This is a genomic window from Litoribacter populi (genome assembly GCF_007483685.1).
Taxonomy (GTDB): domain Bacteria; phylum Bacteroidota; class Bacteroidia; order Cytophagales; family Cyclobacteriaceae; genus Litoribacter; species Litoribacter populi.
Genome location: NZ_VMKN01000001.1, coordinates 2,962,388 through 2,979,971 on the forward strand (window position 1 = coordinate 2,962,388; position 17,584 = coordinate 2,979,971).

Sequence of the window (17,584 nt, forward strand, 5' to 3'; positions counted from 1 at the left end):
GCCCAAAGATTGCTTCCCTATACTTTTAGAGATAATTATCCAAATGACTTTTAAAAATTTTGTAACCTTTTGATTCTTTTGAGGTTCTGTACAAAACATCAAATCTATCAATTCAACCACCTACTACTATGTCACTAAAACTTGGAGACCAAGCCCCAGACTTCACCGCGGATAGCACAGAAGGAAAGATCAATTTTCATGAATATTTGGGCAATAATTGGGGTGTGCTATTCAGCCATCCTGCTGATTTCACACCAGTTTGCACCACGGAACTGGGTACTACTGCTAAGCTCAAGAAGGATTTTGAGAAGAGAAACACAAAAGTCATAGCCTTAAGTGTAGATGGGCTCGAAAGCCATAAGGAATGGGTGAAGGACATCAACGAAACCCAGAACACGGATGTTAACTTTCCCATAATCGCCGATGAGGACCGAAAGGTTTCCGAACTTTATGACATGATCCATCCCAATTCGAATGAAAATGCGACAGTTAGATCTGTATTTGTTATTGGACCTGATAAAAAAATCAAGTTGATGATCACCTATCCTGCCAGTACAGGGAGGAATTTTGATGAATTGATTCGGGTAATTGATTCTCTCCAGTTAACTGCCAACTACTCAGTAGCAACTCCCGCAAACTGGAAACACGGGGAAGATGTGGTGATCGCACCGGCAATCGCAGATGCTGATATACCTGATAAATTCCCAAAAGGGCATAAAAGAATCAAGCCATATTTGAGAACTACTCCTCAGCCCAATCTTTAGGTTTAGAGGGTTAATTCCTGACGCTTCGAGTTGCGTGAGGGTTAGAGGGTTAGGTTCCATACCCAACTCATCACTTCAGTCGCAGATCAGTTGTGGAGTTACCGGAAGATAATCCTAAACCAAGGTAAAATTCGATGGAATGTACCCAACTTCGCTAAATTGGTTGATGAACTTGTTAAAACCTTCCAGGTCTCGGAACAAATCGCCGACCTGGAAGGTGTATAGGGCTTGGGTAGTTAAAAATATAGGCGTTCACAACATTACCTGAACGTGAAGGGCTAAAAATGAATGGGGTAAAATCACCCCTTTGGATAAAGTTAATAAAATTAATGTCTCCAATCCGTTGGAGCAAGACCCCAGGGGCAATTTGCCACTCTACACCTCTTAAATTAGCCATTACAAATTGCTGAATTGGGACACTATCAGGTTTTGCTTTATTATCGTCTCCCACTGTAATCAGGTCAAAATTATCCCGGGCAGAATCTGATATCCTGTGATTTGCTATCTGCTCAATATAGACAAGGTTTTTAGAATTCAGCTCTTGCCTGACATCAGTTTGCTGCCCATATGTCATTTCACAAATAACAAAAATGCAAAGTAAATAAATAACCCACGCTTTCATCCCCCTCAAGATATTTTATATATAACACCTTGAAAATCAGCATAGTTTTATGGGTATAAAAAAACCTTCCAGGTCTATGAAAATATCACGAGACCTGGAAGGTTTAATACTTTTTACTTAGTACACCTTTTAAAACTGCTCCAAAAACTTAATCCGTTTTTCAATCGGGGGGTGCGTGGCAAATAGGCCAGTAATAGCCGCCATTATCCCAGATGATTTGTCGGGGCGGTTTTCGATGAAAAGCTCAGCGACATCGTCGCTTTTCACTGTTTTCACTTGGTAATTTCCGGATATTTTTCTCAATGCAGAAGCTAGGGCTCTTGGATTTTTGGTCATTTCGGCTGCACCACTGTCTGCCATGTACTCTCTCTTTCTCGAAATCGCAAAGCGGAATACCATAGACAACAGGAATGCCACAAAAGCTATAACCATAGCAATAATCATGGCGTTGTTTTGGTTTTTATCCCTTCTCCTACCCATCATACTTCCGTATATCATATTACGATATAGTATCTGGGCGACAAAGGAGAAAATTCCTACAAATATGATTGACACAATCAACAACCTCACGTCACGGTTTCTTATGTGCATCAATTCATGAGCAATTACGCCTTCCAACTCCTCGTCATTCAACTTTTCCATAATCCCCCTCGTCAGGGTTACCGTGTAGGTATTCTCATTAATCCCACTCGCAAATGCGTTTAACGCCTGGTCTTCAATGATGTTGATTTTCGGCATTTTCATCCCTTTACTAATGCAGAGGTTTTCTGTCAGATTATATACCCTCATATTCTCTTTTCGGGTAAGGGGCCTGGATCCAGCTGCCTTACTGATCATGCGATTATGCATCAGGAAGGCAATCCCAAACCAAATACCCACGGCAATCAAAACTCCGGGAATGGTGGTTACAAATGAATCATTAATAAAACTCATGTCCCTATTGCCATACTCATCCACAAGGACGAAATAATAGAATGCGTAAACCGCTGCCAACACCAACAGCGGAAAACCCAACAGCAAAAAGGTGGACTTGATGTTGTTTCTCCAAATCTGGGTTTGGATACCTACAAACTTTTCAGCCATATAATCAGAATTTAATCTCCGGTGCCTGATCCATTCGTTGCCTGTCCTCTCCTATGTCAAACATAGGCTCTTTATGGAAGCCAAACATACCTGCGATGATATTGGATGGGAAGCTTTCTACAGCAATGTTGTATTCTCTTGTGGCCGAGTTGAAATATCTTCTGGAGGCGGCAAGTTTGTTTTCAACATCAGAAATCTCATTTTGAAGCTGAAGGAAATTGGTATTGGCTTTAAGGTCTGGATAGGCCTCCACTTGGACCCTTAATCCTTGCAAGGCAGAAGTTAATTCTTGCTCAGCTTCTATTTTCCCCTCAATACTGGAGGCACCCATAGCCTTGGCACGGGCCTCGGTCACCCTAGTCAGGACACCTGCCTCATGTTCCATATACCCTTTCACACTGCTTACTAATTGAGGTATAAGATCGTGACGCTGCTTGAGCTGCACATCAATGTCGGCAAAAGCATTTTCTCTGTTGTGTCGGTAAGACACCAAGCGGTTATAAAGTGAAACTACAAAGATCACCACCACTACGGCTACGATGATCAAAATTACAGTTGTGCTCATATTCTAAAGTTAAAGTGTAAAAACTACTACAATATAGCCAATTTTATACAAGTCACATACCCAGCAAGCATCCAAATCTGTTTTGTAGTTTTCTAGCCTCAATACTTTTTATCTCAAACTTCTCTTTCCATTCTACCTGAAAATCCTTATTTTTAAAATAACGCTAACCAACAACCTATGTCAATTCTTATTTACGGAGCAACGGGATATACAGGAAAATTAGTAGTGGAGCAAGCCGTATTGAAAGGACTGAAACCCATCATTGCGGGACGCACGGAAAGTAAGGTCAAGTCACTTGCTGCCACCTACGATTTGGAATACAAGGTATTCTCCCTAGACAATGTCCCAAAAATAGTAGACGCCATCAGTGGAGTAAAAGTATTGCTAAACTGTGCCGGACCCTTCATTCATACAGCCAAACACCTTATCGAAGCCTGCCTTCTTACCCAAACCCATTATTTGGATATCACCGGTGAGATTGAGGTATTTGAAATGGCCAAGGAATTTGATCTGCAAGCTAAAGACAATGAAATCATAGTCATGCCAGGAGTAGGTTTTGATGTGGTACCCACAGACTGCATGGCCAATTTCCTAAAGGACAAATTACCAGAAGCAACGCACTTGGAGTTGGCTTTTATGGGCTTGGGAGGAGCCATGTCGCATGGTACAATGGCCACAATGGTAGAAAGTCTAGGCAAAGGCGGAGCTGTCCGGAAGGAGGGAAAAATTGAAAACGTACCCCTTGGCCACGAAGGAAAGGAAATTCATTTTGGAATGAAGAAAAATTGGGCGATGACCATTCCTTGGGGAGATATCTCTACAGCCTATACTTCTACGGGCATCGACAATATTGAGGTCTACACGGCCGTATCCAAAACCACATACAACTTGCTTAAAGCACAACTGCTCATCAATCCAATTTTGCAGAATTCCTGGGTAAAAGGCATGATTAAGGAATATGTAGACGAAAACTACAGCGGCCCTACCCCAGAGCAAAACAAAAAAGGAATCGCCTTAGTGTATGGCAAAGCCACCAATCACAGAATGGAAGATGCCGTAGAGCTGAGGTTCAAGACGCCTGAAACCTACCTTTTAACCGCCAAACTGGCCGTACATATTTCCGAAAAAGTTTTGGAAATGAAGGAAACTTATGGGTATTTTACACCAGCACAACTCTTTGGACCGGAGCTGATATTTGAAATAGAGGGGGTAGAGTGGCTAGATAAATAAATGCTATGAAAAAAACTCTATTGTCTCCCCTTTTGGCAATGTTGCCAATGTTTACATTTGCTCAAGATCAAACTGCTGATCAGGATCTCACTGATCTTTTCCTCACTTATTGGCCAGTAGTCTTATTGCCAATATTTATGGTGGTTATATTTAGATATTATAGAAAAAGGAATAGGTAATCTATTCCCTTTTCATTTTCCTATTCTGCTTTCTGATAAAAAATTGCAGGGCTAACTTTACTTGAAAGGGAAATTTCTGTGATGATATTTCCGACTCAAGGGTCTCCATTTTTTCACCCTTTATTAGTCTTTCCTTATATAGGTGCCGTAAATCTTTCTTCAGCTTATTGAAATGTTTTTTATTCTGCAGGTAATTTACCATTCTTCCCAGGGTTCCGGCATAATTATTTCCCTCTTGAATCTGGAATCCGAATTCAAGAATATTACTAGCGTTAATGTCGATTGCTAAGTGCTTTTCAGCAATTTTTCTTAACTCCAAACCATCTTTAGGGTCATACTTTTCTATTTCCTGTGCTAAAAGTGCCTTGTTCAGAGGTTTATTTTTGTATCTCCCTGAACAATTGTATTTGGCAAAGTTTAAAAAATCAGAAGGTTTGAGGTAACCATCCCCTTTATTGCCATTGTAGCTTCTATTGTCAAAAAGAATTACCGGCCTACCACAGGCCATAGCATCATATGCAGACCTCCCCACCCCTATGACCATGTCTGCATTATTGATCTCTTCTGAAATATCAAAATTGGGATTTGAATATTTGTTATGATGAAGGAATTCTATATCCTTTTCCCTACATACCTCTCCTATCAAATTATTAGCTTCATCGCTCTGACAAAGTGAAAGTATGGTTTCAACGGTATTATTAACAGGGAGATTTGAATCGAAAACTTCTAAATCCACACCGTTTAAAATCACTTTGGAATCATAACCTAAACTTTTTAAATGGTGGGCAATCTCATCCGAAACAGCTATATGTGCAGACGCTAATGGAATCGGCTGCTCTAAAGGAGGAACTGTTCCATGAGACACCTGGACAATTGGGCCCTGTCCATAGAGATAAGCTACCGTAGTATTATGGCTGGCAAGAATAAGGTCATAGTGAGAACCTGTTTTGAAATGCACCCCTAGCTCCGTTTCAATCCTTTCTGACACCTCTCCTTTTTGGAAAGTAAAATACTCCACTTCAAGAGAAATATCCTTCTTTAGTGCCTTTATGAGGTAATATGTGTACATCTCCGAACCACCAATTGAATTGAGATGGTTGGTTGCTACAAGTATTTTCTTCATTTTTTCTTCCGTCTCCGGTCTTCCGTCTCCGGTCTCCGGTCTTCGGTCTTCCGTCTTCCGCCTTTTTTTTAAACCTCCATAAACCCCTCAAAAATCTTAATGGCTTTACCAAAGATTTTCACACGGTCTCCATGCAGTTCCAGTCGCATTTCCCCTTCCCGCTGACTGGCTTGATAGGCTTTTAGAGCTGTCTTTCCTGTTTTCTTATGCCAGTAGTCCATTAGGGCACAATGTGCAAATCCAGTAACCGGATCCTCCATCACACCAATGTTTGGTGCAAAATAGCGGGAATAGATATCATGCGTATCATTCCCTTTGGAGGTGACAATAATCCCCTCCTCACTATGCTCGGCAATTTGGACAAAATCCGGAGTCAGGTTTTCAATCTCATCATAACCATCCAACTCAATGATCCAGTTCCCTTTCATCTTTGCAGCTCCAATTACCGGTTTACCACAAAACTCTTTTTCAAAAAATGGGTGTCCCTGAGCCTGTGTATCGATCAATGGAAAATCCATGACAATCTCATCTACCGATTTGGTTACTTTGAGCTCACCACTTCGAGTGTCAAATAATAACTCAGCATTAGATGCCACGACCCCTTCCTCATATAGCATAAATGCTGAGGCAAGTGTTGCGTGCCCGCATAAGTCCACCTCTGTAGTTGGGGTAAACCATCTCAGATTAAAGGTATTTTCTCCGGTCTGTTGCATAAAAGCTGTTTCACTCAAGTTCATTTCAGCTGCTATCAGCTGCATCCCTTCTTCACTTATTGGCGCAGGAAGGAGGCAAACTGCTGCTGGATTACCCGCAAATGGAGTGTCAGTAAAGGAGTCGATTTGTATGATGGGTAGTTGCATGTTTTTTATGTTTGGATGACAGATGTCGGATGTCGGATGACCGATGTTAAAAGGGTTAAAGGTTGTCAGAAAGTATGATTTGGGCGCCGGCTTGGTGCATTTCCTGGAGGGCTTTGTCGAAGTCGCCTTCTTGAATGTTCACAGCCATGGTAGCATCCTTGACCAGAGTTGTTTCAAAACCCTCTTGGATTGCATCCAAGACCGTGAATTTCACACAATAATCGGCAGCAAGACCTACTATTACAACTTCATATACGCCTTTATTTTTCAGAAAATCTGCTAAGCCTGTGTCCTGTTGGCGGTTGTTATCATAAAATCCGCTGTAGCTATCCACTTCCTTATCAGTACCTTTACGAAATACCTTTGTCCAATTGCTAGTACCCAAATCGGCGTGGAATTCTGCTCCTCTACTTTCCTGCACACAATGTACCGGCCAGAGAATCTGATCCACACCTCCGAGTTGGGTAATATCACCCACATTTTTACCGGGATGGTTACTGGCAAAGCTCCCATGATCGGCCGGGTGCCAATCCTGGGTTGCCACAATTAAGTCGAACTTAGGCTGCAAAGAATTGATCACAGGGATTATTTTGTCCCCATCCTTCACGGCTAAAGCCCCGCCCGGCAAAAAATCATACTGAACATCTACAATCACTAAAGCTTTCATATTATTTCATGTTTAATCTTTCAACGATCAATGGGGCCACGCTTTCGATCTGCAAAAAACCGTTGTGGTCATTGGTTTGGGGATAAGTATTAGTGGTGATGACCTTCTCAATCACTCCACTGTCTCTGATTTTCTCAATCGCAAAATTATTGAATAGGCCATGGGGTGGTAATGGTATAGATTTTTTGGGCACCTGCTTCTTTGTAGGCCTTGGCGGCATTGACTAACGAACCACCGGTGCGGACCATATCGTCATAGATGACCACGTCCCTACCACCCACATCTGCACTGATGGATGTCACCTCTGTCTCCTCACCACTTACTCTCCTTTTGAAGACAAAAGCGGCATTTACCCCCATGTCATTGGCCAGTGATTCCACCCACTTGGCTCTTCCGGCATCAGTACAGGCCAGTACAAAACCGTCATCGGCAAGCTCCCTGGCCACACGGGTTACTATGGGCTTGCAATAAATATGGTTAAGCAAAGCCTGTCCCTCAAAATAGTAAGGGATACCCTCAGTATGTAGATCAAAAAACATGAAATGGTTTCCCAAACTCGTCCTTGGTAGTGATGAAAACATCACCGCTCTGGATTTCGCAGTTACGACCTCCCCGGGTCTGACAGCTCTCTCCATGGTAGAGTAACCAAAGTATGGAAACACCAAATAAATGGATCTTGCCCCAAACTTGATGAGTGCATAAGCCAAATCATAAATTTCCAAAGTATCAGAATCACTTACTGTTCCGCCTATGAGTACAACATCGCGGCCACTTACAGTAGTCAAGATACGTTGATAGCGCTCTCCATCAGGGAAGGTTTTTACTTCGACCTCCCCTTTTTTGAAGTCTCCCAATTCCAACACCTGACTCTGAAGGTACTGGTAACCTACTGTACTAAATATAATTTTTTTATCTTCCATTGTTAGATTTGGCTTCCAATACCAAGGATGTTCTTAGCGTATATAATGACTCTTCCAGGCCCACGGCATAAATGTGGGGATTGACCAATCGTTTGTGGGCCTTGTCAAATTTGGCCAAGTTCATCTTCGTATTCTCTCTTATTGTATGGATATCCGGCCTATGATAGACCTTTTCCCCTTTTACAAAAATCTTTTTTAATAGCAACTCACTTTCCCAATCCCTGCCTACTTTCTTACGTTTGGTGGGATCTATGGGGTCAATTAATAAAAACTCATTTTTATCATTTTCTCCGTTTTCCAAAAATATCATATCTGCATTGGCCACCCCGTTTTTGTAGAAACGCCGCACATTATGAAAACCTGGAATATTGATTTTTATGGATTGTTGGGAAACTTTGACTTTGGGTATCCATTTACCCTCCTTCTTTATAGCAGAAAGCTTGTAGACCGCGCCTAAAGCCGGCTGATCATATGCAGTGACTAGCTTCGTGCCTACCCCCCACACATTAATTGAGGATTCCTGCACTTTCAGTGAAAACATAATATGTTCGTCCAAATCATTGCTGGCCACGATTTTGGCCTCTGGGAACCCGGCCTCATCAAGCAATTGCCTAGCTCTGTTGCTGTAGTAGGCCAAATCCCCCGAATCTATCCTTATGCCAAGCATTTCCTTGCCTTTTTCCCGAAGGGCTTTCCCAACCTCAATAGCATTTTTAACCCCTTTGATAGTGTCATACGTATCGACCAGGAAAACGCAATTGTCGGGAAGTGCATCTGCGTAAGCCTTAAATGCCTCCATTTCCGTATCAAATGACATAATCCAGCTATGGGCGTGGGTGCCTGAAACGGGTATTCCAAAGAGTTTTCCCGCCATCACGTTGGAAGTGGATGCACAGCCACCAATATAGGCAGCCCGGCTGGCTGCCAAAGCCCCATCAATTCCCTGAGCCCGGCGCAGGCCAAACTCTAACACATCCTCTCCTTTTGCAGCTAACACGATTCGGGCCGCTTTGGTGGCGATAAGGGTTTGGAAATTGGTAATGTTCAATAAAGGTGTTTCTAGTAACTGGCATTGAATCAAGGGACCTTTTACCCGAATCAAGGGGCTATTGGGGAAAATAACGGATCCTTCTTCCACAGCGTCTATGTCACAGGAAAACTTCATTTCCCGAAGGTAATCGATAAATGCAGGCTCAAACATCACTTCACCAGACTTACCTTTCATTTCAGCCAGATAAGTCAAATCCTGTTCGTCAAAATGAAAATTACGGCAGTAGTCAATAACATAATCAAGCCCTGCAGCGATAGTAAAGCCTCCTTGGAAGGGGTTTTTCCTGAAAAAAAGGTTAAAAACTGCCTCTTCCTCTGCTTTCCCTGACTTCCAATAGGCATAAGCCATGGTCAATTGGTAAAAATCCGTCAAAAGCGCCAAGGAGCTTTGATACAGGTCTTTGGTTATCTTCATTTATTTCTCAAGTTTAAAATCACGCCTGCCAGCACCATCATCATCCCGAGGTAGATCAACAAATCATAGGTCTCGTCAAAGAGCAAGAAGCCGAAGCCAAGTGCATACACGATACCTATATAATTGAGGCTAGCAATTTTAGACAGTTGTGCATTTTGATAGGCCATGGTCATAAAATACTGTGCAAACTGTGTAAAGATACCTATTCCCAGCAAGATTGCCCAATCCCAGCCCTGGGGAGGAACCCACGCAAAAATACTAATCAACCCTACAATGGGTAAAGTAACCAAGGGAAAATAAAACACTATCACTAGCGGGTGTTCACTCACATTCAATTTCCGAATGATATTGTATGCCAAACCTGAAAATAATGCCGAAATAATGCCCACCGCAAGCCACCAAGGTGAAATCCTCGGGTCAAACCCCTCTATCATCAAGACACCTGCAAAGGCGATCCCGAAATACAAAAACTGTAAAGGTTTAACCTTCTCCTTAACTATCACAATCCCCAATACGGTGGTAAAAATCGGAGAAAGATATTGAATGGTAACCGCACTGGCCAGAGGGATGTTTTGTAAGGTGTAGAAAAAGGAAATAAGTCCGATTGAACCCGCCACGCCGCGAAGTATTAGCAGCTTTTTATTGTTACCAAAAAGTGGAATGCTCTTTTTCTTAAGTATGGCAAAAGTGAATATAAAACTGAACAGTGACCTAAAAAAGATTATTTCAATTGCTGGCAGGTGTGAAATGTATTTCACCGACACGTTCATGATAGAGAAAAACACTCCGGCCAGCAGCATGTGCTGAATGCTCTTATTACTCAAAAGAAACTTGAATTTTAAGTGTTGGTAATTTTTTGTAAGATGAGAAGAACCCCTCAAAAAAATAGAAGAGGCTGATTAACCCCTTCTATTTTTTTATTGATGTATTTACAAAGGTATACCAATTTTACATAGGTAAAGGACCTCACCCCTTTAAACTTTACTCTTTAATCCTCCTACTTTCTTAACGGAAGCAAAATAAAATTTATAGGCTACCATTAGTATTTCAGCCTTGGCCTTTTCTTTCCAAGTATTAAGGTTGACCTTAATATCCCCGATTCCCGTTTTTCCTGCAAAACCAATGTGAACATTGATAAAATGCTGGACACTTTGATCAATAATACACCAAGACTTAGTTAAATCATTGAGCTCTATCAAACACATATGGGTGTTTTGGAAAGTCTTAAACTCATATTCAACTAATAAAACCTTCTGTATTTTCTCATAGCAAACAGAGATTTTCCCACCTACAAAATCGAAGCAATGCTGACAATCGAAGTGGACTTCATTATCAATCAAAAGTGAATTTTCATTATATTCTTTAAAATCAACCCCATGTTTCCTCATCAAATCGATTTCATTCATTATATAATTGTGCATAGGAATTGGTTAGGTATTGGCATTGGGATTTCACCACACATGGTTGATTTAAAAAAAAATATAATTAATTAATTCCTAATCATTTATGATGGGTTCTACCATGGTCAAGCAACTAAAAATATTGAAGATTGGTTCCATATAGAATGAAAGTAAACCAATAACCTACCAGCCATAATTTTATTCTACAAACCTGATTAGTAATATGTCACTTAAAACCGGCCAGAAGGCCCCTGATTTCACATTATCCGCCACTGGCGGAAAGAAGATAACTTTGTCAAAAGATTTGGAAGGACAAGCATGCATCCTGTTTTTCTACCCTAAGGATTTCACCAAAGGTTGTACTGCTGAGGTATGTTCATTTCGGAATAATTTCGAAACTTTTGACGTCCCTGTTTTCGGTATCAGCCGGGACAGTATAGAATCACATGAAAAGTTCAAGAAGGCACATAACCTCCCTTACGAACTTTTATCAGACAACTCCGGCAAAGTTTGCAAATCATATGATGCTCTTATACCTATAATCAATATGCCTAAGAGAGTAACTTACCTTTTGGATGAGGAGCACAAGGTGGCCGCTGTTTTTCAAGATCTTTTCGGAGCAAAAAAACACATTCAAAATATGATTGAGAATTTGGGCAAGGTGAAGAGTTAAAGATTTTTTTATAATTTCAAAAAACAAAACAATCCTATCAATATGTCAACACCAATCATTTCGATTCAACCCGACCCTATCAAACTTAAAATATCTTTGGAGGATATGCCAGTTCCGGTTTTCAGAGCCATTCTGGTGCCAGCCCATATTTCTATGGGAAGATTACATGAGATAATCCAGAGTGTCATGCCTTGGGATGATGAGCATCTATATCAATTTATTGACAAAATGGAGAAGCCAGCATATAAGACTGGATTGATAACAGGCGACTGCATGGAGGATGATGAACTGGAAGATGCGGAAGAAACTTCATTGAGGGAAGAATTTTTGATGAAGCGCAAAGGAGCACCATTCTATTATGAATATGACTTTGGTGACAGTTGGATTCATAGAATCACTTTTGAAGAAGTTAGCCAAGAGGACAAGAATATGTTTAAAGGAAAGGCAATGCTCTTAGAAGCTGAAGGAAATTGCCCTCCGGAGAATATCGGAGGGCCGGGAGGCTATCAACATTTTCTTACTGTAATCAACGACCCTGACAATCCTGAAAATGCCAGCTTGAGAGAATGGCTGGAGTGGGATGAAGATGATCGTGATCCCTGGGACGTCAATGATGTGAACATTGAAATTTTGAGAGAATTTCTGGGGGATTACGACAAGGAAATTTAAAATTTTCATTTAAAAATGCTTTGGCCTTAAAGCAAAAAAAACATCTGCCCCGCTAACTTTACCTACAAGGTAAGCGGGGCTTTTCTTAACAAATTTTAAGAATCAATAATGTTTAATTATTGGGACTTTGTTTTATTTTTATCGTAAAATAATATTTTGTAAAACCACTTTTTATTAAAACAATTTTTATGGCACCAAAAATTAATCCCAACGCAGAACCTATTAAGCTCAAGATTTCATTAGATGATATGCCCTATCCGTTATACAGAACCTGTCTGGTCGCGGAAAATATCTCCATGGAGAGATTGCATCACATCATTCAGAATATCATGATGTGGGACCAATTTGATTCTTATTTATTTTTGAATGACAAAAGCAAGCCGAAATTCGGGGTGGGACCATCTAATGCAAAGGTCAATCTTGAGAAAGGTAAAATGTCAACACCCACTAGGACCTATCTAAAAAAGAAATTTATGGACAATAATAATTGTTCACCTTTCTATTATTTTTATTATAGACCACAGAGCGAATGGTGGCATACCATCACGTTCGAGGAAATTACCCCGGAGGATAGAAAAATATTCAAAGGCAGATCGATACTGCTGGAGTCATCTGGAAACTGTCCGCCTGATGAAGTAGGTGGACCAGAAGGCTTTAGAAGTTTTCTTGAGATTGTAGACAATCCTGGGCACCCATTAAATAAATATCTTAGGGAGTTAGCAACTTGGAATTTACATAATGTAGATCCGCAATTACTAGATTATGATGATTTAAATAGTTTACAAGAATATTTAACCGAGTATGAAGATGAGCTCTTTGAGGTATATGAGTAGACTAAATTTCAAAGAATTACTTTTGTGGTGAACCTGCTGCTTGAAAACCTTTTCATTTGATAAAGTTTTAAATTCCTTAAGCACAAGTAAAAAATGCTTTATTCGGTTTTCTTTGCTATCTTTACTAAAAGGAATTACAGTCAACTTGATAAAAATGGAAACAAACGGACTTATTTCATAAATTAAATATTTCCACCAGCCCCTATTATTTGGAATGAGAATACTTTATATCGAAGACAATGAACTCAATAGGGTGGTCTTCGCAGCATTGTTGGCCAAGGTAGCTGATGTTGTTTGTGTCAGCAATGGTTCAGAAGCAATTGAATTATTGGTGAATGCACAATTTGATATAGTGGTCGTGGACTTAAACCTTAACGACCCCGAATTTGATGGATTTGACATTATGAAGAGAATAAGTCGTGAAGGGTTTCGAGAGAAAAACAGTACACGTTTTTATGCTCTTACCGCGTACGCCCATGAAAACTGGGAGAAGAAATGCCTTGAAGCTGGTTTTGACCACTATTTTACCAAACCTGTTGATCCAAATGAAATACTGGAATTGGATAGTAAATTGAAATGAAGGATAAGGTGTAAGAACCTTACACCATTACGCCGTCTTGCATTGTAAGCATACGGTCAGCCATTTGTGCCAGTTCCTGATTATGGGTCACAATGATAAATGATTGACCAAATTCATCCCTGAGTTTAAAGAATAATTCATGCAGAGATTGCGCACTGGCAGAATCCAGGTTTCCGCTAGGTTCATCTGCAAAAATTATCTGAGGATCATTTATAAGGGCCCTTGCTACTGCTACCCGCTGTTGCTCACCACCTGAAAGTTCTGCTGGCTTATGTTCCAGTCTCCCAGCTATCCCAAGCAGATCAGCAAGTTTCTTCACCTTAGGCTTGAGCACTTCGGCAGATTTGCCGGAAATCATTCCAGGAATCATAATATTTTCCTCGGCAGTAAATTCTGGAAGCAAATTATGGAATTGAAATATAAATCCGATTTTGTGGTTTCTGAAGTCAGCCAGCCTATCCCCTTTCATTCTGGTTAGTTCATTATCATCCACTTTCACCATACCCTCATCAGGCTGGTCCAAAGTACCCAGAATATGAAGCAGGGTGCTTTTCCCCGCACCTGAAGCTCCCACGATAGAGACGATCTCCCCACTTTTAATAGTAACATCCACACCCTTAAGGACATGTAGATCTCCGTAATATTTATGAATTCCTTGAGCTGTAAGCATAATTAAATTTTGACACTTCCAAATTTAAAACTATTTGACGGAATAACTTAAAATTAGGGTTCTTTTGGCAAAAAGAGCTGGAGATTCCTTGAAAAAACGGACATATAAAGTTAACTTCGGGCAAAAATTTTCACTAGGATGAATATACACGAATATCAAGCTAAAGAAGTTTTAAAGTCATACGGCGTAAAAATCCAGGAGGGCATCGTAGCCGATACTCCGGAAGGAGCACTTGAAGCCGCAAAGAAACTAAATGCAGAAACAGGTACTTCATGGTATGTACTGAAAGCTCAGATTCATGCCGGAGGACGTGGTAAAGGTAAAATCCAGGAAACTCAATCCAACGGTGTGGTCTTAGCCAAAAGCCAGGATGAGGTAACAGAGAAAGCCAAAAACATCCTAGGCGGGACTTTGGTGACTATCCAAACAGGACCTGAAGGCAAGAAAGTAAACAAAATTTTAGTTGCACAGGACGTTTATTACCCTGGAAACTCCGAGCCTAAAGAATATTACCTGTCAATCCTTTTGGACAGAGCTACTGGCAGCAATGTCATTATGGCTTCTACCGAAGGTGGTGTGGACATTGAAGAGGTAGCCGAGAAGACTCCTGAGAAAATCATCAAAGAGTGGGTTGACCCTAAAGTAGGTCTTCAAGGCTTTCAAGCTAGAAAAGTAGCCTTCAAACTTGGTTTGGAGGGAAATGCGTTTAAGGAAATGGTGAAATTTATCACTGCCTTATACAACGCATATGATGCTACTGACTCTTCTCAGTTTGAAATCAACCCTGTGTTGAAGACTTCTGACGATCAGATTTTGGCCGTTGATGCGAAGGTAAACCTTGACGACAATGCCCTTTACAGACAAAAAGACCTTGCAGAGTTGAGAGACTTGAACGAAGAAGATCCTTTGGAAGTAGAGGCTGGCAAATCTGGATTGAACTATGTGAAGCTTGACGGAAACGTAGGCTGTATGGTCAACGGTGCCGGTCTAGCTATGGCAACTATGGATATGATCAAACTTTCAGGAGGTGAGCCTGCTAACTTCCTAGACGTAGGAGGAGGGGCAAATGCTCAGACTGTTGAGGCTGGTTTCCGAATCATCCTTCAGGACCCAAATGTAAAAGCTATCCTTATCAATGTATTTGGTGGTATTGTAAGATGCGACAGAATCGCTAACGGTGTAGTGGAAGCGTACAAGTCTATCGGAGACATCAGAGTGCCTATCATTGTAAGACTGCAAGGAACTAATGCTGAAGAAGGTGCTAAAATCATCGACGAATCAGGATTGAAAGTTTCTTCAGCAATTACATTGAAAGAAGCTGCAGAAAAAGTTCAAGGTGTATTAAACAACGCCTAATTATATTATATTTGCATGCTAAAACCTGTTTAGAACTTCTAAACCTGGCAGGTTTCTAGAAAAGCGCATAAAACCCTGCTAGGTTTTAACAACCTAGCAGGGTTATTTAAAAGTACCCGTAGTTCAACTGGATAGAATATCAGATTTCGGCTCTGAGGGTTGAGGGTTCGAATCCTTCCGGGTACACTAAAAGCTTGCACAACGCATTGTGCAAGCTTTTTTTATGTCAACGCCGGAATGAATCACCTAATTATTACTTATTTACGATTTTCAGACCACTTATTATTAAACTTTTAATTATATTGTGAATAATTTTTAACATTTTTTAAAACCTACCATGACCATTCATCTAAACAATCAATTAGTCCGACGGGCTTTAGAATTATCTCTACTTTTTTCTGATGAAAGCTCCATACCTGAATGCTATAGATCATTCAATGCTGGCATGAAGCCAATTCACGGCGATTCCGAACAACTTCGGGAGGCATTTGTGGACCAGGTTAACACTTGGGAGAAAACAATCTTTAGCTTAATCAACAGTGATTTTGATGTTTGCAGAATAGAACCCGTATTATACTTGACGCCACCCAACTCGGCCCCATGTTGTGAGGATACAGAAGATTTCAACTACTTCATGGAATACATTGAGCACCGAAGATTTGTCGAACACTGTAGTGAAAGGGAATACGAAAATTTAATAAATCTGGCCCAGGAATATTGTAGTGTTCATGAACGCAATATGAATAACCACCCGCGATTAAAAAACCCACTGGCGCAAGAACTTATGGACACAGGGGAAATTGAATTAAATGGGCATCAAATAATCTTTTGGAGAGGTCATACACGAGATTCAGTTTTGATTCAGCAGGACTGGAACCGAATAGAGTCATTTGCAGCATTGAATGCCAACACTATAAACATCCTTGGCAGAGTTGTCTTTTCAGGCGTCTTTCAGATCAGAAGGACGGAAATGGCCGCCTATGCCTCTCAAATGGGTTTCCGCATTCAGGCAACCGTAAATGGTAAAACAAATCTTTTGGTATATGGCAGTGAAAATGTTGGTCCGGAAAAAATCGCCTCTTTTCTAAAACAAAAGAAAAAAAGGGACGATATACAATTAATGAGTGAAAACGAATTTTTGGAAATGGTGCTGGACAACTGCTTATTATAAAAGAGTCGAAAGACCGAGAATAAAAGGTTTAAAAGAAAAACTCCACAGCCAGTAGCCGCGGAGTCTTTGTTCTTTGTAAAAATCAATCAATCCCAGTTGAAAAAGTTATCCCTCAATATCTATCTCCTCTTGAATCATCTCCAGAGGAATTGCAATTCTCTTTATATTATAAATACCCGGTTCCACATCAGCTGAATTGCTAATTCTTCCTTTATCGGATAGGAAATGATCAAAGCTTACTCTAACATCTGGAGCCACACTTTTTTCTTTTGGATAGATACTTACCAGAAATGTATGTTCCCCTGCCGGTAAATTTTTATCTAAGTAAACTATCACATCACCTGTCACTTCATTAAGAGCAGCAATTGGCAGTTTTTCCCAACCACTCCCACTTTCAACCATCTGGTAAACCCTCAGACTTTGTAATGTATCTTGAGAATCAACCATCAATTTGACCTCTTTTAGAAAGTGATCTTTTGAAAGGTTGAGTTTCAATTCCGCGATCTCATTATACTCCCCGAGTTGAATGGAATCACGCATATTTCTTACATCAAAACGATCATTCACATCACCTACCAGCGCCTTTTGCTGACAGGAAGTAACAAAAAGTAGAGCGCAAAAAGTAAAGATCAAATAGTAAAATTTTGGGTTCATAATCAAAATCAATTTAAAAGAGCATAATATATCATTACTTGAAGAAGCAAAAAAATAGCCAATCTCTTTCTTTATCTTCAATGCTAATATACGGTGAATT

Annotated in this window: 21 protein-coding genes and 1 tRNA gene; 10 read left to right on the top strand and 12 right to left on the bottom strand. The window is 40.5% G+C overall.

Annotated elements, in window-relative coordinates; genetic code table 11:
* The first annotated feature begins 128 nt into the window (after positions 1-128).
* Positions 129-764, top strand: coding sequence for a peroxiredoxin (locus tag FPL27_RS12825; protein WP_143961468.1), 636 nt, complete (start codon positions 129-131; stop codon positions 762-764).
* A 175-nt stretch (positions 765-939) separates the two neighbouring features.
* Here FPL27_RS12825 and FPL27_RS12830 read toward each other — a convergent pair whose 3' ends face one another.
* The 3 genes from FPL27_RS12830 to FPL27_RS12840 all read right to left on the bottom strand — a co-directional run bounded on the left by FPL27_RS12830 (position 940) and on the right by FPL27_RS12840 (position 3,034).
* Complete coding sequence (locus FPL27_RS12830; protein ID WP_143961469.1) at positions 940-1,338, bottom strand: hypothetical protein; 399 nt, start codon at positions 1,336-1,338, stop codon at positions 940-942.
* 177 nt (positions 1,339-1,515) lie between these two features.
* Positions 1,516-2,469 carry a M48 family metallopeptidase gene (locus tag FPL27_RS12835; RefSeq protein WP_143961470.1) on the bottom strand — a complete coding sequence of 318 codons (954 nt, stop codon included), beginning with the start codon at positions 2,467-2,469 and terminating at the stop codon, positions 1,516-1,518.
* 4 nt (positions 2,470-2,473) lie between these two features.
* On the bottom strand, positions 2,474-3,034 hold the full coding sequence (locus tag FPL27_RS12840) for a LemA family protein (RefSeq protein ID WP_143961471.1): 561 nt from the start codon (positions 3,032-3,034) through the stop codon (positions 2,474-2,476).
* 177 nt (positions 3,035-3,211) lie between these two features.
* Between FPL27_RS12840 and FPL27_RS12845 the strand changes: the two genes are divergently transcribed.
* Positions 3,212-4,264, top strand: coding sequence for a saccharopine dehydrogenase family protein (locus FPL27_RS12845; protein ID WP_143961472.1), 1,053 nt, complete (start codon positions 3,212-3,214; stop codon positions 4,262-4,264).
* Positions 4,265-4,269: 5 nt separating this feature from the next.
* Positions 4,270-4,443, top strand: coding sequence for a hypothetical protein (locus tag FPL27_RS19825; RefSeq protein WP_185974372.1), 174 nt, complete (start codon positions 4,270-4,272; stop codon positions 4,441-4,443).
* Between the two features lies 1 nt (position 4,444).
* On the opposite strand, the gene FPL27_RS12850 is transcribed toward FPL27_RS19825, so the two are convergent.
* The 7 genes from FPL27_RS12850 to FPL27_RS12880 all read right to left on the bottom strand — a co-directional run bounded on the left by FPL27_RS12850 (position 4,445) and on the right by FPL27_RS12880 (position 10,899).
* On the bottom strand, positions 4,445-5,566 hold the full coding sequence (locus FPL27_RS12850; RefSeq protein ID WP_143961473.1) for a glycosyltransferase family protein: 1,122 nt from the start codon (positions 5,564-5,566) through the stop codon (positions 4,445-4,447).
* Positions 5,567-5,634: 68 nt separating this feature from the next.
* A complete protein-coding gene (locus FPL27_RS12855; RefSeq protein WP_143961474.1) occupies positions 5,635-6,426 on the bottom strand; it encodes a PhzF family phenazine biosynthesis protein in 792 nt (263 codons plus the stop codon).
* A 55-nt stretch (positions 6,427-6,481) separates the two neighbouring features.
* Positions 6,482-7,093 (bottom strand): bifunctional nicotinamidase/pyrazinamidase, encoded by a 612-nt coding sequence (pncA, locus tag FPL27_RS12860; RefSeq protein ID WP_143961475.1) that lies wholly within the window; start codon positions 7,091-7,093, stop codon positions 6,482-6,484.
* 146 nt (positions 7,094-7,239) lie between these two features.
* Positions 7,240-8,013: a ribose-phosphate diphosphokinase gene (gene prs / locus FPL27_RS12865; RefSeq protein WP_317129444.1), complete on the bottom strand. Its 774-nt coding sequence runs from the start codon at positions 8,011-8,013 to the stop codon at positions 7,240-7,242.
* Entirely contained in the window at positions 8,003-9,478 is a 1,476-nt protein-coding gene (locus FPL27_RS12870; protein WP_143961476.1) for a nicotinate phosphoribosyltransferase, read from the bottom strand. Before FPL27_RS12870 ends, prs begins: the two co-directional genes overlap by 11 nt.
* On the bottom strand, positions 9,475-10,278 hold the full coding sequence (locus FPL27_RS12875; RefSeq protein ID WP_143962161.1) for a DMT family transporter: 804 nt from the start codon (positions 10,276-10,278) through the stop codon (positions 9,475-9,477). The genes FPL27_RS12870 and FPL27_RS12875 overlap by 4 nt, the downstream gene beginning before the upstream one ends.
* Positions 10,279-10,452: 174 nt before the next feature.
* Complete coding sequence (locus FPL27_RS12880) at positions 10,453-10,899, bottom strand: hypothetical protein (protein ID WP_143961477.1); 447 nt, start codon at positions 10,897-10,899, stop codon at positions 10,453-10,455.
* 202 nt (positions 10,900-11,101) lie between these two features.
* On the opposite strand from FPL27_RS12880, the gene FPL27_RS12885 reads away from it, so the two are divergent.
* From FPL27_RS12885 to FPL27_RS12900, 4 genes are all read left to right on the top strand, one after another.
* Positions 11,102-11,551 (top strand): peroxiredoxin, encoded by a 450-nt coding sequence (locus tag FPL27_RS12885; RefSeq protein ID WP_143961478.1) that lies wholly within the window; start codon positions 11,102-11,104, stop codon positions 11,549-11,551.
* 42 nt (positions 11,552-11,593) lie between these two features.
* Positions 11,594-12,220, top strand: coding sequence for a plasmid pRiA4b ORF-3 family protein (locus FPL27_RS12890; protein WP_143961479.1), 627 nt, complete (start codon positions 11,594-11,596; stop codon positions 12,218-12,220).
* 188 nt (positions 12,221-12,408) lie between these two features.
* Complete coding sequence (locus FPL27_RS12895) at positions 12,409-13,053, top strand: IS1096 element passenger TnpR family protein (RefSeq protein WP_143961480.1); 645 nt, start codon at positions 12,409-12,411, stop codon at positions 13,051-13,053.
* Between the two features lie 214 nt (positions 13,054-13,267).
* The gene (locus tag FPL27_RS12900; RefSeq protein WP_143961481.1) at positions 13,268-13,633 is read left to right on the top strand and encodes a response regulator; all 366 of its coding nucleotides are present in this window, start codon (positions 13,268-13,270) and stop codon (positions 13,631-13,633) included.
* A gap of 19 nt (positions 13,634-13,652) precedes the next feature.
* Here the strand turns inward: FPL27_RS12900 and FPL27_RS12905 are convergent, their stop codons facing one another.
* Entirely contained in the window at positions 13,653-14,303 is a 651-nt protein-coding gene (locus tag FPL27_RS12905) for an ABC transporter ATP-binding protein (protein WP_143961482.1), read from the bottom strand.
* A 138-nt stretch (positions 14,304-14,441) separates the two neighbouring features.
* Between FPL27_RS12905 and sucC the strand changes: the two genes are divergently transcribed.
* The 3 genes from sucC (at position 14,442) to FPL27_RS12920 (ending at position 16,830) form a co-directional block, all read left to right on the top strand.
* A complete protein-coding gene (gene sucC, locus FPL27_RS12910; RefSeq protein ID WP_143961483.1) occupies positions 14,442-15,659 on the top strand; it encodes an ADP-forming succinate--CoA ligase subunit beta in 1,218 nt (405 codons plus the stop codon).
* A gap of 112 nt (positions 15,660-15,771) precedes the next feature.
* Positions 15,772-15,845, top strand: a tRNA-Arg gene (locus FPL27_RS12915).
* A gap of 151 nt (positions 15,846-15,996) precedes the next feature.
* A complete protein-coding gene (locus tag FPL27_RS12920; protein ID WP_143961484.1) occupies positions 15,997-16,830 on the top strand; it encodes a BRCT domain-containing protein in 834 nt (277 codons plus the stop codon).
* A 105-nt stretch (positions 16,831-16,935) separates the two neighbouring features.
* Here the strand turns inward: FPL27_RS12920 and FPL27_RS12925 are convergent, their stop codons facing one another.
* Positions 16,936-17,565 carry a hypothetical protein gene (locus tag FPL27_RS12925; RefSeq protein ID WP_143961485.1) on the bottom strand — a complete coding sequence of 210 codons (630 nt, stop codon included), beginning with the start codon at positions 17,563-17,565 and terminating at the stop codon, positions 16,936-16,938.
* Between the last annotated feature and the right edge of the window lie 19 nt (positions 17,566-17,584).